The organism is Methylotuvimicrobium alcaliphilum 20Z, from assembly GCF_000968535.2.
In the GTDB taxonomy this organism is placed as follows: Bacteria; Pseudomonadota; Gammaproteobacteria; order Methylococcales; family Methylomonadaceae; genus Methylotuvimicrobium; species Methylotuvimicrobium alcaliphilum.
The window spans coordinates 702,076-717,052 of sequence record NC_016112.1; the positions used below are offsets into that span (position 1 = coordinate 702,076).

18 protein-coding genes and 1 pseudogene are annotated in these 14,977 nt (G+C 48.9%); 9 read left to right on the forward strand and 10 right to left on the reverse strand.

Annotated elements, in window-relative coordinates; translation table 11 throughout:
- Positions 1-261: 261 nt before the first annotated feature.
- The 7 genes and pseudogenes from hisD to MEALZ_RS03120 form a co-directional block, all read right to left on the reverse strand.
- On the reverse strand, positions 262-1,569 hold the full coding sequence (gene hisD / locus MEALZ_RS03090) for a histidinol dehydrogenase (protein ID WP_014147137.1): 1,308 nt from the start codon (positions 1,567-1,569) through the stop codon (positions 262-264).
- A gap of 4 nt (positions 1,570-1,573) precedes the next feature.
- Entirely contained in the window at positions 1,574-2,200 is a 627-nt protein-coding gene (gene hisG, locus MEALZ_RS03095; RefSeq protein WP_014147138.1) for an ATP phosphoribosyltransferase, read from the reverse strand.
- Positions 2,201-2,209: 9 nt separating this feature from the next.
- Entirely contained in the window at positions 2,210-3,475 is a 1,266-nt protein-coding gene (murA, locus tag MEALZ_RS03100) for a UDP-N-acetylglucosamine 1-carboxyvinyltransferase (RefSeq protein WP_014147139.1), read from the reverse strand.
- A 33-nt stretch (positions 3,476-3,508) separates the two neighbouring features.
- The gene (locus tag MEALZ_RS03105) at positions 3,509-3,823 is read right to left on the reverse strand and encodes an STAS domain-containing protein (RefSeq protein ID WP_014147140.1); all 315 of its coding nucleotides are present in this window, start codon (positions 3,821-3,823) and stop codon (positions 3,509-3,511) included.
- Positions 3,824-3,826: 3 nt separating this feature from the next.
- Positions 3,827-4,288 carry an outer membrane lipid asymmetry maintenance protein MlaD gene (gene mlaD / locus MEALZ_RS03110; RefSeq protein ID WP_014147141.1) on the reverse strand — a complete coding sequence of 154 codons (462 nt, stop codon included), beginning with the start codon at positions 4,286-4,288 and terminating at the stop codon, positions 3,827-3,829.
- 1 nt (position 4,289) lies between these two features.
- Positions 4,290-5,072, reverse strand: a complete 783-nt coding sequence (gene mlaE, locus MEALZ_RS03115) for a lipid asymmetry maintenance ABC transporter permease subunit MlaE (protein WP_014147142.1) — start codon at positions 5,070-5,072, stop codon at positions 4,290-4,292.
- A gap of 142 nt (positions 5,073-5,214) precedes the next feature.
- Positions 5,215-6,033 (reverse strand): annotated as a pseudogene (locus tag MEALZ_RS03120) (ABC transporter ATP-binding protein); the annotation flags it as partial.
- Positions 6,034-6,400: 367 nt separating this feature from the next.
- Between MEALZ_RS03120 and MEALZ_RS03125 the strand changes: the two are divergent.
- From MEALZ_RS03125 to rapZ, 9 genes are all read left to right on the forward strand, one after another.
- On the forward strand, positions 6,401-7,366 hold the full coding sequence (locus tag MEALZ_RS03125; RefSeq protein ID WP_014147144.1) for a calcium/sodium antiporter: 966 nt from the start codon (positions 6,401-6,403) through the stop codon (positions 7,364-7,366).
- Positions 7,367-7,392: 26 nt separating this feature from the next.
- A complete protein-coding gene (locus MEALZ_RS03130; protein ID WP_014147145.1) occupies positions 7,393-8,370 on the forward strand; it encodes a KpsF/GutQ family sugar-phosphate isomerase in 978 nt (325 codons plus the stop codon).
- Between the two features lie 16 nt (positions 8,371-8,386).
- The gene (gene kdsC / locus MEALZ_RS03135) at positions 8,387-8,911 is read left to right on the forward strand and encodes a 3-deoxy-manno-octulosonate-8-phosphatase KdsC (protein ID WP_014147146.1); all 525 of its coding nucleotides are present in this window, start codon (positions 8,387-8,389) and stop codon (positions 8,909-8,911) included.
- A gap of 3 nt (positions 8,912-8,914) precedes the next feature.
- Positions 8,915-9,481: an LPS export ABC transporter periplasmic protein LptC gene (gene lptC / locus MEALZ_RS03140; protein WP_014147147.1), complete on the forward strand. Its 567-nt coding sequence runs from the start codon at positions 8,915-8,917 to the stop codon at positions 9,479-9,481.
- The gene (gene lptA / locus MEALZ_RS03145; protein WP_014147148.1) at positions 9,471-9,980 is read left to right on the forward strand and encodes a lipopolysaccharide transport periplasmic protein LptA; all 510 of its coding nucleotides are present in this window, start codon (positions 9,471-9,473) and stop codon (positions 9,978-9,980) included. The genes lptC and lptA overlap by 11 nt, the downstream gene beginning before the upstream one ends.
- 7 nt (positions 9,981-9,987) lie before the next feature.
- On the forward strand, positions 9,988-10,713 hold the full coding sequence (gene lptB, locus MEALZ_RS03150) for an LPS export ABC transporter ATP-binding protein (RefSeq protein WP_014147149.1): 726 nt from the start codon (positions 9,988-9,990) through the stop codon (positions 10,711-10,713).
- Positions 10,714-10,866: 153 nt separating this feature from the next.
- A complete protein-coding gene (locus MEALZ_RS03155) occupies positions 10,867-12,312 on the forward strand; it encodes an RNA polymerase factor sigma-54 (RefSeq protein ID WP_014147150.1) in 1,446 nt (481 codons plus the stop codon).
- A 40-nt stretch (positions 12,313-12,352) separates the two neighbouring features.
- Positions 12,353-12,643 (forward strand): ribosome hibernation-promoting factor, HPF/YfiA family, encoded by a 291-nt coding sequence (hpf, locus tag MEALZ_RS03160; RefSeq protein WP_014147151.1) that lies wholly within the window; start codon positions 12,353-12,355, stop codon positions 12,641-12,643.
- 92 nt (positions 12,644-12,735) lie between these two features.
- Positions 12,736-13,593: an RNase adapter RapZ gene (rapZ, locus tag MEALZ_RS03165; protein WP_014147152.1), complete on the forward strand. Its 858-nt coding sequence runs from the start codon at positions 12,736-12,738 to the stop codon at positions 13,591-13,593.
- 62 nt (positions 13,594-13,655) lie between these two features.
- On the opposite strand, the gene MEALZ_RS03170 is transcribed toward rapZ, so the two are convergent.
- The 3 genes from MEALZ_RS03170 to minD are packed head-to-tail and all read right to left on the reverse strand — an operon-like array spanning position 13,656 to position 14,957.
- Complete coding sequence (locus MEALZ_RS03170) at positions 13,656-13,859, reverse strand: winged helix-turn-helix domain-containing protein (RefSeq protein WP_014147153.1); 204 nt, start codon at positions 13,857-13,859, stop codon at positions 13,656-13,658.
- Between the two features lie 19 nt (positions 13,860-13,878).
- Positions 13,879-14,145 (reverse strand): cell division topological specificity factor MinE, encoded by a 267-nt coding sequence (minE, locus tag MEALZ_RS03175; RefSeq protein ID WP_014147154.1) that lies wholly within the window; start codon positions 14,143-14,145, stop codon positions 13,879-13,881.
- Entirely contained in the window at positions 14,145-14,957 is an 813-nt protein-coding gene (gene minD, locus MEALZ_RS03180) for a septum site-determining protein MinD (RefSeq protein ID WP_046061333.1), read from the reverse strand. The genes minE and minD overlap by 1 nt, the downstream gene beginning before the upstream one ends.
- Between the last annotated feature and the right edge of the window lie 20 nt (positions 14,958-14,977).

Sequence of the window (14,977 nt, forward strand, 5' to 3'; positions counted from 1 at the left end):
GGCTTGTCGCGGTTAATCGATAAAAGAATCAGGGCAATGTCGATCTAACGGATTGCTCTGGATTATTATATGAATCCGGGGGATCTATACCTTTCATGCTTCAAATTTCGGCAGTGCTTAAGGAGGCGCCGGGGTGATCGGCAAAGGCTTTGCCAGCATGGATGCAGGCATAGAGCCTACATGGACGTATTCACGGCGTCCTTTGACGGTCACCCCGGTGCCGGATTTTGATCTACGGGTCTATGTAACAATTCCGAGCCGTTACGATTTGATTCTATATTCCGCCGATCGAGCATGCGCGGTTAAACTTTCTCCGCGAGCCAAAATCGAGGCGGTTTTGCCTAGCGTATCGGCGCCGGTTTCCGAACAATTGATTAGGCTCGAACGTTTTTGGAAGTCGTAGACACCGAGCGGCGATGAAAACTTTGCCGTGCCGGATGTCGGTAACACATGATTCGGTCCCGCGCAATAATCGCCCAACGCTTCCGCGGTATAGCGGCCCATGAAAATCGCGCCGGCATTGCGGATTTTCGCACACAGCGAGTTCGGATCGGCGACCGATAGTTCGAGATGTTCCGGTGCGATACGATTGGCGATTTCGGCGGCTTCATCGAGGTCGGCAGTCTTGATGAGTGCGCCACGGCCGGATAGTGAGGCTTTAATGACTTCGGCGCGTTCCATTTCAGGCAATAATTTTAAGATACTGCGCTCGACGGCGTCTAAATAATCGGCGCTATCGGATAATAATATCGATTGCGCATTTTCGTCGTGTTCGGCTTGTGAAAACAAGTCCATCGCGATCCAGTCCGGGTCCGTATGGCCGTCGCAAATGATTAATATCTCGGACGGTCCCGCGATCATGTCGATGCCGACTTGACCGAATACCATTTTTTTCGCTGTAGCAACATAGATATTGCCGGGGCCGACGATCTTGCAGACGGCTGGGACGGTTTCGGTGCCGTATGCGAGCGCTGCGACCGCTTGCGCGCCGCCTATTGAAAAAGCCCGGTCGACGCCGGCCAGATAAGCTGCTGCTAACACTAACTGATTGATTTCGCCTTGAGGCGTCGGCACGACCATGATTAATTCAGGAACGCCGGCAACTTTTGCCGGTATCGCATTCATCAGCACCGAGGACGGATAAGCGGCTTTTCCGCCCGGAACATAAAGGCCGACTCGGTCCAGTGGGGTGATCTTTTGACCGAGTAGCGTGCCGTCTTCCTCGCTGAATTGCCAGGATGTCATGGTTTGTTTTTCGGCATAAGTGCGAATTCGCCGTGCGGCGGTATCGAGGGCTTCGGCTTGCGCACTTGGTAGGTTGTCCCAGGCGGCTTTAAGCGATTCTTTGCTGATTTCTAGATCGTTCGCTGTCTGAATGCTGCGTCGGTCGAAGCGGTTCGTGTAATCGATGACGGCCTGATCGCCCGATTTTTTGACGGCGGCAATGATGTCTAAGACCTGCTTTTGAATCTCGAAGTCGTCTTGTTCGTTCCAATCCAGCAGGGATTTTAGGCGACGTTCGAAATCCGAGTCGACGGTATCGAGTCGTTTCATTGAAAAATCGGTCATGGAGTTACCTCTTGGCCAGGGTTTTTTCGAATTGATCGAGCAGGGATTGGATTGCTTGGTGTTTCATTTTCATCGCGGCTTTATTGACGACTAGTCTCGAGCTGATGTTCATTATCAAGTCGCGCGGCTCGAGTCCGTTGGCTTTTAGAGTGTTGCCGGTATCGACCAGATCGACGATGCAGTCGGCGAGACCGACCAATGGCGCAAGTTCCATCGAGCCGTAAAGTTTGATGATGTCGGCCTGTATGCCCAGTTCGGCGAAATATTTCTTGGCGGTTTTGACATACTTAGTCGCAACGCGCACGCGGCGTGAAATATCCGGCGCGTCTTTATGGGCCGCAGTCATCAGTCGGCAGGTTGCAATATTCAAATCCAATGGCTCGTAAAGGCTTTCCGCTCCGTGTTCGAGCAGGACGTCTTTGCCGGCGATACCCATGTCGGCTGCGCCGTATTCGACGAAAGTCGGGACATCGGTGGCGCGGATGATGACCAATTGCACATCGTCACGGGTGGTTTGCAAAATCAATTTGCGGCTGGTTTTCGGGTCGTCAACCGGACGGATACCGGCCTCTTCCAATAAGGGAAGCGCTTCTTCGTAGATTCGGCCTTTCGATACGGCGATAGTTAACATGTTGAAACCTTAGTTTGGGACGCGGCGAATGATCGCGCCGAGTTGTGACAGTTTTTCTTCGATATGGTCGTAGCCACGGTCGATATGATAGATTCGGTCGACCAGCGTTTCGCCTTCGGCGGCCAGTGCGGCCAAGACCAATCCGGCCGATGCGCGCAGGTCGGTGGCCATGACCGGGGCTCCGGTTAGTTTGTCGACGCCGGAGCAAATTGCAGTGTTGGATTCCAGTCTAATATTGGCCCCCATGCGCTGCATTTCCTGGATATGCATGTAACGATTTTCGAAGATCGTTTCGGTCACGATGCCGACGCCTTCGGCAATCGTATTCATCGCGGTGAATTGTGCCTGCATATCGGTTGGAAATGCCGGATAAGGTGCCGTGCGCACCGAGACAGCTTTCGGCCGTTTGCCGTGCATGTCCAATGCAATCCAGTCGGGGCCTGTAGTGATTTCGGCGCCGGCTTCGGTTAGCTTGGCAAGTACGGCGTCAAGAATGTCTGTACGGGTGCTTTTTAATTTAACTTTGCCGCGGGTGATGGCGGCGGCGATCAGGTAAGTGCCGGTTTCGATACGGTCCGGCATGATGGTGTAGTGAAGGCCTTTCTTGCCCAGTCTATCGACGCCTTCGATCTCAAGGATATCGGTGCCGATACCCTTGATGCGTGCGCCCAGCGCATTCAAAAAGTGCGCAAGGTCGGAAACTTCGGGTTCTCTCGCCGCATTTTCGATAATCGTCGTACCCTCGGCTAGCGTTGCCGCCATCAATAAGTTTTCAGTGCCGGTCACGGTGACTTGCTCGAGTACCAGTCGGCAGCCTTTTAGACGATCGACTTTGGCATGAATAAAACCGGCTTCGACTTTTATGTCGGCGCCCATTTTGGCAAGACCGTCCAAGTGAATATCGACCGGACGCGTACCAATCGCGCACCCCCCGGGAAGCGAGACATGTGCTTCGCCGAATCTCGCCAGCAGGGGGCCGAGTACCAAAATCGATGCGCGCATCGTTCTAACCAGTTCGTAGGGGGCCTCGAAATTGGTGATTGAACGACTGTCGATTTCGATATTCATTTTTTCATCGACCATTAATTGAACGCCCATGCGGCCGAGCAATTCCATCGTGGTAGTGATGTCATGCAAATGGGGGATATTGCCAAGGTTAACCGGTTGGTCCGAAAGTAGCGTGGCGGCCATGATCGGTAGGGCTGCGTTTTTAGCTCCGGAAATGCGTAGTTCTCCGGAAAGTTGAACGCCGCCTTTGATCAGTAATTTATCCATGGACTGTGTGTTCTCATATAACAGGTTAATCGCCTATTCGGGCAGGGCGGGGGCAAAGTATTCGGATGTTTCTAGGCCGCTTAATTTTGCCAGTGTCAAAAGTTGTTCGGGGATGTTTCGGAATTTAAGTTCAACCCTGTTGCCGCGGGCGAACTTAACCCACTCGATTAATAATGCCAAGCCGCCGCTGTCGGTGTTCGTTACCTGCGCCAGGTCGATGGTTACCGAATGCGCCGACTTTAAAAATGCTAACGATTCGACGGTTTTTTTATCGATGCTGACGAAGGTTAGATCGCCTGCTACAGAAAATATGCCGGGGCTTTGTTGGGTGATATTAATCGCGTTCACCGTTTATTCTTCCGCTTTTTGGAACAAGAATCGGCCTATTACTTCCTCCAGTACGATTGCGGACTGCGTGATTTCAATTCGGCCGCCGTTTTTTAGATAATCGAAAGAGCCGCCTGGATCGAGGTTGATGTATTGTTCGCCTAAAAGCCCCGCAGTGTAGATCGTGGCCGAGGTATCATCGGGTAAAGTGTCGTATTTCGATTCGATGCTCATTTCCACGACCGATTCGTAAGTCTCTTTGTCGATATAGATGTTGCTGACACGACCGATTCGTACGCCCGCGACCGAGACCGGAGATTTTACTTTAAGGCCGCCTGAATTGCTAAAACGCGCAGTAATGACATAGGTATCCGCGGGCATGAAGGATCGTATATTACTGACTTGCAAGGACAGGAAAAATAGGGCGACGATACCGGCCGCGACGAACAGTCCGACCAATGTATCCTGGGTGCGGGTATGCTGCATGCTAAATGTCTCCAAACATCATGGCGGTTAAAATAAAGTCCAGGCCGAGTATGGCGAATGCGGAGTTGACCACGGTGCGTGTCGTCGCGCGGCTAACGCCTTCCGCGGTCGGTACGGCGTCGTAACCTTCGAATAATGCGATCCAGGTGGCGGCAAAGCCGAAGATTATGCTTTTAATGACGCCGTTGACAATATCGTCATAAAAATCCAGGTTCGCTTGCATTTGCGACCAATAAGAGCCGTCATCGACGCCAAGCAACCCGACGCCGACAATATGCCCGCCAAGAATGCCGACCATGCTGAATAATGCCGCCAACAGGGGCATCGACAGGAAGCCCGCGAAAAAGCGTGGTGAAATGATGCGGTTGACCGGGTCGACTGCCATCATTTCCATGCCGGATAACTGTTCGGTCGCTTTCATCAGGCCGATTTCGGCAGTCAGGGCCGAACCTGCGCGTCCGGCGAACAGCAGTGCGGTAACCACAGGGCCCAGTTCTCTAACCAGTGATGCCGCTACCATGATGCCAAGCGCTTCCTCCGAACCGAAATCCGAGAGTATGTTGTAACCTTGTAGCCCCAAGACCATGCCGACGAACAGGCCGGATATCGTTATAATCAAGAAGGTCAGTACGCCGACTGAATGAAGTTGGTTAAGCAGCAACCTAGGTCTTAGTGCAACATCGACAATACCGGTCAATGTGTGCCCGAGAAAGTAAGTGGCTCGACCGAGTTTGGCGAAACTGGTGCGGGTCGATGAACCCAATTGTTGTAAAAAATGCAGCATGTTAATCCTCGCGGCGATAGCGCGAACGTCCGCGTTTACGGGAAGGCGTTTTTTTCAATCCCTTAGCGTTCTTCAATCCAGTAGTGTTCAAGGATTCGTCTGTTTTTTTTGCTTCTTGTTTGGCGGCGATTCGAGCCGGCGGTTGGGAGGAGGTCAGCAGGTCTTCGATGTAGTTAGGTGCGGGATAATGGAAATGCACGGGGCCGTCCGGGTCTCCTTTCATAAATTGCTGAACCCATGCCGATTCCGAGGCTTCGATTTCTTTAGGTGTGCCTTGCCCCGCGATTTTTCCGTCGGAAATAACGTAGATATAGTCTGCGATTGCTGAGGTTTCCGCAACGTCGTGGGAGACGATGATGCTAGTCAGTTCTAATGTGGTATTGAGTGATTTGATCAAGTGAACGAGTGCGCCCATCGAAATCGGATCTTGTCCGGTAAACGGTTCGTCGTAGAGAATCATCATCGGGTCCAGCGCGATCGCACGGGCGAGCGCCACGCGCCTAGCCATGCCTCCGGAGAGTTCGTTCGGCATCAGGTCTCGGGCGCCGCGCAGACCGACGGCCTGGAGTTTCATTAATACTAAAGTGCGAATCATCGACTCGGTTAAATGCGTGTGTTCGCGTAGCGGAAACGCGACGTTGTCGTAGACATTGATATCGGTTAATAATGCGCCGCTTTGAAACAACATGCCGATGCGTTTGCGTAAATTGAATAATTCTTTGCGTCGCAATTGATGAACGTCGAGTCCGTCGACGACGATAGAGCCTTGTTCCGGGAAAAGTTGCCCGCCAATCAGTTTGAGCAGCGTGGTTTTACCCGTGCCGCTAGGGCCCATGATTGCGGTAATTTTGCCGCGCGCAATGTCGAGAGAAATATCGTCGAATATTTTTCTGTTGCCGCGTGAGAATGAAAGGTTACGGACGGATATTAAACTGTCGGCCGAGATATCGCTGTTATCCATGCCTGATGATAACCCTGTCGGAAAATCTAAACCGAGTATTTTGGCCGAGAAGCGAAGGTTAAGTCAACTAATTGCAGGATTTATTAGTGAGGTGTGAGCAGTAAACAGTAAACAGTAAACAGTGAGCGGACAATAGGGAATGGATCGGAAAGTGCGATTTCGAAAGTCTCGGGAGGTCATGTGATCGAGATACCTTTGTAAACGATTCTCTGCTGCCGGCTTACTGTTTACCGCTTTCTTGATAAACGATGAGCTACCTTTAGGGGGGCCGAATATTTTATGGTTTATGCTCACAGAGGTGAGTACGCTAAGGACAGCGGCGGCTTAATCGTGTCATAATGCGCCAATTTTGCCTTCTCCATAACTTATGTGGTGCGATTCTATTGTTTTAATTGCAAGTTTGGCGTTAATGGTGTATTCGGCGGATACATTTGTCGATGGCGCGGCAGCGATTGCACAAAATTGGGGCGTTTCGACCTTGTTAATCGGTTTGACCGTGGTCGGTTTTGGGACTTCGATTCCCGAGGTTTTGGTTTCAAGTTTAGCATCATGGCAAGGTAATGCCGGTCTTGCCGTCGGCAATGCATTGGGGTCGAATATCGCAAATATCGGGCTAATATTAGGTTGTTGCGCACTAATTATGCCGTTGACTTTTCGGCCAAAACTATTGAGCCGGGAGTTGCCGCTTTTATTAATAACAAGTTTATTGTGCTTTGGTCTTGCTTTTGACGGGTTGTCGCTGAGCGACGGCATTATTTTATTAGTCGGACTGGTATGTTTTATCACTTGGTTGGTTCGAAACGGGCTTGATCAATCAAAAAACGGCGGTTTTGATGATACATCGGCAATGCCGTTGCAGAAGCGTTCTATGATTTTGGTTTGGTTTTTTACGATAATCGGTTTATTGGGGTTGTTAATTAGTGCGAGGCTATTGGTTTGGGCGTCAGTCAATATTGCGAATGAGTTAGGTGTCAGCGACTTGGTTATCGGCTTGACGCTAGTCGCTATGGGAACTAGTTTGCCGGAGTTAGCGGCATCGGCGGCGAGCGTATTAAAGCGGCAGACCGATATGGCGGTCGGCAATGTGATTGGTTCGAATATGTATAATTTGCTGGCAGTCTATTCGTTGCCGGGGTTGATTGCTCCAGGCCCGGTAAATGAGAGTGTTTTGTCTCGGGATTTTCCGGTGATGTTGGCATTGACATTGGCGCTTTTTGTATTCGGATTCGGTTTTTTCAAATCGGGGAGAATCAATCGATGGGAGGGGCTGTTTTTGCTATCAAGCTACGGCGCTTATCAATGGCTGGTATTTAAAAGTACAATCACAGGTTAGAGCGCATAACAGTTAGAGCAAATAATATGATGATTCACGAACCCGAATTGCGAAAACTGGCCTTGGCGGTTATTCAAGTCGAGGGCGATGCTGTTACGGCTTTGGCGGAACGGATCGATGACGATTTTATTTTGGCTTGCCGTTTAATGTTTAATTGTAAAGGACGAGTCGTTGTGACCGGAATGGGTAAATCCGGTCATATTGCCGGTAAAATTGCCGCCACTTTGGCGAGTACCGGGACGCCGGCTTTTTTTGTGCATCCCGGTGAGGCAAGTCATGGCGACCTAGGTATGATAACTTCTCAGGATGTAGTCTTGGCTCTCTCGAACTCGGGCGAAACCGGCGAAGTCATTACCATTTTGCCGATCATCAAACGCATCGGTGTGCCTTTGATAGCGATGACCGGCAATCGCGAATCTACATTGGCGAAATTCGCCACGGCGCATATCGATGTTAGCGTTCGTCAAGAGGCCTGTCCTTTAGGGTTGGCACCGACTTCCAGTACGACCGCGGCGTTGGTGATGGGGGATGCTCTCGCGGTTTCGCTGTTGGAGGCAAGAGGATTTACCCGAGATGATTTTGCATTGTCGCATCCAGGGGGGAGTTTAGGGCGGCGTTTGTTGTTGATGGTCAGCGATATTATGCATACCGGCGATGAAATTCCGATTGTTCCGGAAACGGCTCTGATTACCGAGGCCTTGTTGGAAATGACCGAGAAAAAAATGGGCATGACCGTGATTGTCGATCGCTTCGGCAAGAGTGCCGGCATCTTTACCGACGGCGATTTGAGACGGTTCTTGGAAAAAAGTCACGATGTGCATGGAACACGTATCGGTGACGCGATGACTCGAAACTTTACCGCGATCGACGCCGATATTCTAGCTGCCGAAGCAATGCAGATTATGCAACAAAAAAAAATCAATGCCTTGATCGTTAACGATGAGTCTCACAAGCCGGTCGGTGCATTGAGCATGCATGACTTGATCCATGCCGGAATTGTCTAATACCAGGAGCCGAAAAATGCAAAAAATATTGGCCAAAGCCGCCCGGCTGAAATTACTGATTCTCGATGTCGACGGCGTACTGACCGATGGCCGCTTGTTTTTCGATAACCAAGGCGTTGAATATAAATGTTTTCATGCCCGCGATGGTCATGGGATTAAACTGTTGCGCCAAACCGGTGTCGAAGTGGCCGTGATTTCCGGGCGTAAATCGAACTCGGTAGCTTTGCGCATGCAAAGTCTCGGCGTCCAGCACGTTTATCAAGGGCATGAGAATAAGATTGCCGCCTTTGAGGAGGTTATCCGAACGTTGGCTATTGACCCCGGTCAAGCGGCGCATGTCGGTGATGACTTGTTGGATTTGCCGATCATGTCGCGGGTTGGTTTGGCGATTGCAGTCGAGGACGCGAATTTTGCCGTCAAGCAACGCGCGCACTGGTGTACGACTCTGCCGGGCGGTCAAGGCGCGGTCAGAGAGGTGTGCGATTTGATTATGCAGGCGCAGGGGACTTTTGCTGCCGTTCTTGAAGAGTATTTGTCTTAAGTTATGCCAGAAAGCAATCTTCGACTCTATATTTATGGTGTATTGCTGGCGATTGTAAGTTGGTGGTTGTTACAGTTGACGGCAGTTGATGAAGAAGTCATAGCGCTCGAGAAATCTCCTCATACCGTCGATTATTTTAGTACCGGCTATGCTAAATGGGAGATGGATGTTACAGGCCGGCTCAAGAGCAAATTGGTTGCCGATACCTTGACGCACTATAATGTTGACGGAACCACGCACCTGCAGAAGCCGGTTATGACTATTATGAATCCGGACGTCCCGCCTTGGGTGATCCAGTCGGAAACCGGAATTGTTTCGAGCGATAAGAAACTTATTCTGATGAATGGAAAAGCTGTCGTTGCTAGAGAGGCTGGCCCCAGATCCAGAGCGATGAAAATAAATAGTTCGAACTTACGCGTTCAGCCGGAGATTAATTACGCGGAAACCGATGAATGGGCTGAGTTGCTTAGTCCTCCGAACAGGACGGAAGGTATAGGGATGAAACTCTATTACAGCACGCCTATCCGGATAGAGTTGTTCTCCAAGGTTAGAGGAAAATATGAGAAATAACCATAAAAAAACCTGTTACGGGATTATTTTTTCGATTTTAATCGCTTATAGTTCGCCCGGTTTGGCGTTGAAAAGCGATGCCGATCAGCCGATTTATATCGACTCGAACGCGGCAACTTACGACGATAATGCCGGGGTCAGTATTTACACCGGGAATGTTATTTCGACCCAGGGCAGCCTTAAGGTTTGGTCTGATAAATTGGTTGTGTATTTTAAAGACGGCGATGTCGATAAGTTGGTTGCGACCGGAAAACCGGCACGTTTTCAGCAAACCCCGGATAGCGGCGGCGATATCACCGGTAAGGCGTTGACCGGCGAATATTATCCCAAGCAGAATTTATTGATATTGATCAAGGAGGCGGTGGTTTGGCAAGAAGGCAATACCTATGCAAGCGACATTATTCGTTACGACAGTCGAAACTCGATTGTCAAAGCGGGCGATCAGGAATCCGATGCCAAGCGGGTTCGCGTTATATTAAAACCTAAAACGGAAAAATGATTAAAATATGACGAAACTGTCGGCTCAAGGATTGATTAAACACTACAATAAACGTAATGTCGTCAACGGTGTTTCGTTGAATGTTAATACCGGGGAAATTGTGGGGTTGTTGGGACCTAACGGTGCAGGTAAAACCACGAGCTTTTATATGCTGGTCGGTCTGGTTAATGCCGATGCCGGCGAGATAATGCTTGACGATCTTTCGATCACGCATTATCCGATGCATGTTCGTGCGCAAATGGGGCTTGGTTATTTGCCTCAGGAGCCTTCGGTATTCCGAAAGTTGAGCGTTGCCGATAATTTGCGTGCGGTGCTGCAAATTCGCGCCGATTTGACCAAAGGGCAGGTCGAGTTGATGATCGAGGAGTTGCTGGCGGAGTTTCATGTCGAGCATCTACGTAATCAAATTGCCGTCGGCTTGTCGGGCGGTGAGCGTCGGCGCGTCGAAATTGCCAGGGCTTTGGCCAGCGAGCCGAAATTTATCTTACTGGACGAGCCGTTTGCCGGCGTCGATCCGATATCGGTGGAGGATATCAAGCAGATTATCATTCATCTAAAGGATAGAGGAATTGGTGTTGTCATTACTGAGCATAATGTCAGGGAAACTCTAGGGATTTGCGACCGTGCTTATATTCTTAACGAAGGTAAAGTTATTGCCGAAGGCGATGCGGAAGCTATAGTTCATAATCAAGAAGTAAGGAAGGTTTATTTGGGTGAGAACTTCAGTCTTTAGCGCTATACTTCAAGCAAGTGCAAGACCAATTGCTGCTATATTTTTGGAGTCGGTAACGACGGTGTTTATATTGGTCTGCAGGAATCATATTCCTGACCAAAACATCCAAAATGATCGCTTGATGCATGGATTAATAATGTTCAAACTTATACGATGAAACAGTCACTTCAACTTCGTCTTGGTCAACAGCTTACGATGACCCCGCAGTTGCAGCAAGCGATAAAGCTGCTGCAATTGTCGACGCTCGATTTGCAGCAAGAAATCCAAAACGCACTGGAATCGAATATGATGTTGGAAGTCGCCGATGAGGAGGCTACAGGCGCTGTCGATCGCGAGTCCCTGGACAGAAAGACCGATTATTCCGATCAGGCAACGAGTGAAGGTTCGCAAACCGACATACCCGACGATTTGCCTATCGATACATCGTGGGAAGATGTCTTTGACAGTGCTCAGGCTACTATTAGCGGGGTGGGCGAATCGATGGAGTTCGAAAGCCAACGCAGTAAGTCGGAAACGTTATTGGATCATTTGTTGTGGCAATTGGACGTGGCGCACTTTTCCGAACGAGATCATGAGATTGCTGAGACGATCATAGATTCGATCAATGAAGACGGTTACTTAGTCAGCTCATTGGAAGAGATTTTTCACGGATTGTTGGAGCAAATGGACGATCTCGAGTTTGATGAAGTTGAGGCGGTGTTGCATCAAGTGCAAAATTTCGATCCTCCCGGTGTGGCCGCCAGGGATTTGAGCGATTGCCTCTTGCTACAATTACAGCAATTATCCGATGGTATCCCTTATAAGAAAGAGGCGATAGAGCTGGTAGGTCGCTATTTAGGTTTGTTGGCGTCTCAAGATCAGGCAAAATTGATGCGCAAGTTGGGGTTGACCGAGTCTCAACTGAATAGAGTGATTGCGTTAATCAGGACATTGGATCCAAAACCAGGGACGAGAATTGAAAATAGCGACTCCGAATATGTGATTCCCGATGTTTATGTGGTCAAAGTAAATGGTCAGTGGCAAGTCGAACTCAATCCCGATATTGCGCCGAAGCTCAGAATCAATCCGTTTTATTCAAGTATGATCAAGCGCGCGGATAGTAGCAAGGATAATTCCTGCATGAAAGATCACCTGCAGGAAGCGCGTTGGTTTATCAAGAGTTTGCATAGTCGAAACGAAACCTTGTTGCGGGTGGCGCGCTGTATTGTCGGAAAACAGCAGGATTTTTTGGAGCACGGTTCCATTTCGATGAAACCGATGGTCCTTCGCGATGTCGCAGAAGAGTTGCAGTTGCATGAGTCGACGATATCGCGCGTGACCACGCAAAAATACATGCATACGCCGAACGGCATTGTCGAATTTAAATATTTTTTCTCCAGTCATGTATCGACTGCGGCGGGCGGCGAGTGCTCTTCTACGGCTATTCGGGCGCTCATTAAAGAGTTGGTCGAGAACGAAAATCAAACAAAACCGCTCAGTGATAGTAAAATAGCCGAATTGTTAAAAGAAAAAGGCATTAATGTCGCAAGAAGAACGATTGCCAAATATCGTGAGGCAATGAATATTGCTTCATCCAGTCAACGTAAGCGTCTTTTATAACGCAGAATTTATACCACACCAACAATAAGGAGTTTATTCCATGCAAATCAGTGTATCCGGCCACCACATCGAAGTAACGGAATCGTTAAGAACGTTTGTCGAGTCGAAGTTTGAAAAACTCGAGCGTCATTTTGATCATGTTACCGATGTGCATGTCGTTTTGACGGTCGAAAAACTGAATCAAAAAGCGGAGGCGACAGTTCAAATCAGCGGCGCCAAATTATTCGCCGAGGATACTCAGGAAGATATGTATGTTGCTATCGATAAATTAGTTGATAAATTGGATCGACAAATTATCAAACATAAAGAGAAAACCAGCAGTCATCGCTAGCTAAAAATTGCCTTCAACGATTTAACAGCGAAGGCGCGGGAAGATATCCGGTGCCTTCGCTACCAACAGAACAGTTCGTTAGAACTTTTATCATGAAATTGCTTATCGTCAGCGGGCTTTCCGGGTCCGGTAAAAGTATTGCGTTAACCACGCTGGAGGATTGCGGGTTTTATTGTATCGATAACTTGCCGGTGACCTTGCTCGAGGACTTTATCAATGATGTCATGTTGGCCGATCGGAAAACCTATGAAAAAACGGCGATCGGCATCGATGCTCGTAATCAAAGCGATAGTTTGTTGAATTTTGCCAGCATCATTAAACTAATTCGATCGAAGGGGATCGAATGCGAGGTGATGTTCATGCAGGCCGAAGAGGCGGTGTTGTTAAAGCGTTACAGCGAGACTCGGCGTCGGCATCCTTTGACCGACTATAATCTGCCGCTTAAAGAAGCGCTGGTTATCGAAAAAGAAATTCTCAAGCCGATAGCGCGGCTCGCGGATTTTGTGATCGATACCAGTCGTACGCATTATCATCAGTTGCGCGATCTAATCAGGGATCAGGTTGGTGAACGCAATGCTCGACATATTTCCATTCAATTTCAGTCTTTCGGTTTCAAGCATGGAGTTCCGCTTGATGCCGATTTTATTTTCGATGTTAGATGTCTGCCTAATCCTTATTGGGTGCCGGAATTGAGGGGGCTGACCGGTAAGGATCGAGCAATAATCGAGTTTCTTGATCGAGAACCTAATGTGATTGAATATTTTCAAGACGTTAGCGCTTTTCTCGAGCGTTGGATTCCTCGCTTCGAAGAAGAGGGGCGTAGTTATCTCACTATCGCTATTGGATGTACCGGAGGGCAGCATCGCTCGGTATATTTGGCCGATTTATTGGCCAAACAATACAAATCTCAAGCGCTTAATATCATTATTCGGCATAGGGAATTGCATTAAAAAAACCGACAGATGAGACTGCCGGTTATAGGTACAGTTGCCGATATTGGGCAATTAAATTATTATTCAATCAGTGAAATGCTTTCGGTGCGCCCGTTTTTGAGTTCTATGCTGATTTTATCCTCTCTGGCAAGCCAGCCGAGCGCGCGCTGAACATCATTCTTATTCAGCCCGGTTTCGGTCGAGATTTTGCTGACGCTGGTCGCGCCGTTATCATTCAAGAATTGCCAGATTTTCCCAGCGGATTGTCCGATCGTATCAGTCATTTTTTTCACCTCATTTAGTTTAAGAAACCTTGTCGTGCTCGTCGGGTAGCACTATATTGAGTTCGAGAATTTCCTGATCGTCGTCTTGCTCGAAATTAACCGATATCGCATCTTGCTCGACGTTGACATACTTTCGAATCACTTCAAGAAGTTCCTTTTGTAACTGTGGGAGATAAGAGGGTTGCGTTTTTGAGGAGCGTTCGTGCGCCACCAAAATTTGCAATCTTTCCTTGGCAAGGGATGCCGAGCTTGGCTTAGTAGTTCTAAAGTAATCCAGTAAACTCATTATTTACTCCTGAACAGCTTTCCAAAAAGGCCCTTTTTCTCTTCATCGATAAAGCGGTGCGGCCTGTCTTCGCCTAAATAACGGGCAACTACATCGTCATAGGCTTGGCCGGCATCGCTTTTTTCGTCCAAAATGACAGGAATGCCCGAGTTCGATGCGTTTAGTACCGATTTGGATTCCGGTATGACGCCTAACAGATGCAGGGACAGGATTTCTTGTACGTCTTCGACACTGAGCATTTCGCCTAATTTTACGCGATCGGGAGAATAGCGTGTCAGTAATAAATATTCTTTAATCGGCTCTTCGTTGTTTTCGGCTCGTTTCGATTTGCTGGCCAAAATGCCGAGCATGCGGTCCGAGTCGCGGACCGATGAAACTTCCGGGTTCGTTACGACGAAGGCATCATCGGCGAAATACATCGCAAGAGTGGCGCCTTTTTCGATGCCGGCTGGCGAGTCGCAAACGACATATTTGAATTCCTTAGCGAGTTCTTCGAGAACCTTGCCGACGCCTTCTATAGTTAATGCTTCCTTATCGCGGGTTTGTGAGGCCGGCAAAATATACAGTTGATTGCAGCGCTTGTCGCGAATCAATGCCTGATTAAGTGCGGCTTCGCCATTGATGACATTAACTAAATCATAGACTACGCGGCGCTCGCAGCCCATCACTAAGTCAAGGTTTCTTAAGCCTACGTCGAAATCGATAACCGCAGTTTTATGTCCTTTTTTAGCGAGTCCCATAGCGATGGCTGCACTGGTTGTTGTCTTTCCAACTCCGCCTTTTCCGGATGTTACGACGATGATTCTAGCCAACTGATTGTCCTCCAACGAGA

Bases quoted from the DNA above. Each gene is read 5' to 3' on its own strand.
- rapZ (WP_014147152.1), top strand. From the start codon at position 12,736: ATGAAATTGCTTATCGTCAGCGGGCTTTCCGGGTCCGGTAAAAGTATT.
- MEALZ_RS03130 (WP_014147145.1), top strand. From the start codon at position 7,393: ATGATGATTCACGAACCCGAATTGCGAAAACTGGCCTTGGCGGTTATT.
- kdsC (WP_014147146.1), top strand. From the start codon at position 8,387: ATGCAAAAAATATTGGCCAAAGCCGCCCGGCTGAAATTACTGATTCTC.
- mlaD (WP_014147141.1), bottom strand. From the start codon at position 4,288: ATGCAGCATACCCGCACCCAGGATACATTGGTCGGACTGTTCGTCGCG.
- hpf (WP_014147151.1), top strand. From the start codon at position 12,353: ATGCAAATCAGTGTATCCGGCCACCACATCGAAGTAACGGAATCGTTA.
- lptB (WP_014147149.1), top strand. From the start codon at position 9,988: ATGACGAAACTGTCGGCTCAAGGATTGATTAAACACTACAATAAACGT.
- lptC (WP_014147147.1), top strand. From the start codon at position 8,915: ATGCCAGAAAGCAATCTTCGACTCTATATTTATGGTGTATTGCTGGCG.
- mlaE (WP_014147142.1), bottom strand. From the start codon at position 5,072: ATGCTGCATTTTTTACAACAATTGGGTTCATCGACCCGCACCAGTTTC.
- hisG (WP_014147138.1), bottom strand. From the start codon at position 2,200: ATGTTAACTATCGCCGTATCGAAAGGCCGAATCTACGAAGAAGCGCTT.
- MEALZ_RS03125 (WP_014147144.1), top strand. From the start codon at position 6,401: ATGTGGTGCGATTCTATTGTTTTAATTGCAAGTTTGGCGTTAATGGTG.
- MEALZ_RS03155 (WP_014147150.1), top strand. From the start codon at position 10,867: ATGAAACAGTCACTTCAACTTCGTCTTGGTCAACAGCTTACGATGACC.
- murA (WP_014147139.1), bottom strand. From the start codon at position 3,475: ATGGATAAATTACTGATCAAAGGCGGCGTTCAACTTTCCGGAGAACTA.
- MEALZ_RS03170 (WP_014147153.1), bottom strand. From the start codon at position 13,859: ATGACTGATACGATCGGACAATCCGCTGGGAAAATCTGGCAATTCTTG.
- hisD (WP_014147137.1), bottom strand. From the start codon at position 1,569: ATGACCGATTTTTCAATGAAACGACTCGATACCGTCGACTCGGATTTC.
- minE (WP_014147154.1), bottom strand. From the start codon at position 14,145: ATGAGTTTACTGGATTACTTTAGAACTACTAAGCCAAGCTCGGCATCC.
- lptA (WP_014147148.1), top strand. From the start codon at position 9,471: ATGAGAAATAACCATAAAAAAACCTGTTACGGGATTATTTTTTCGATT.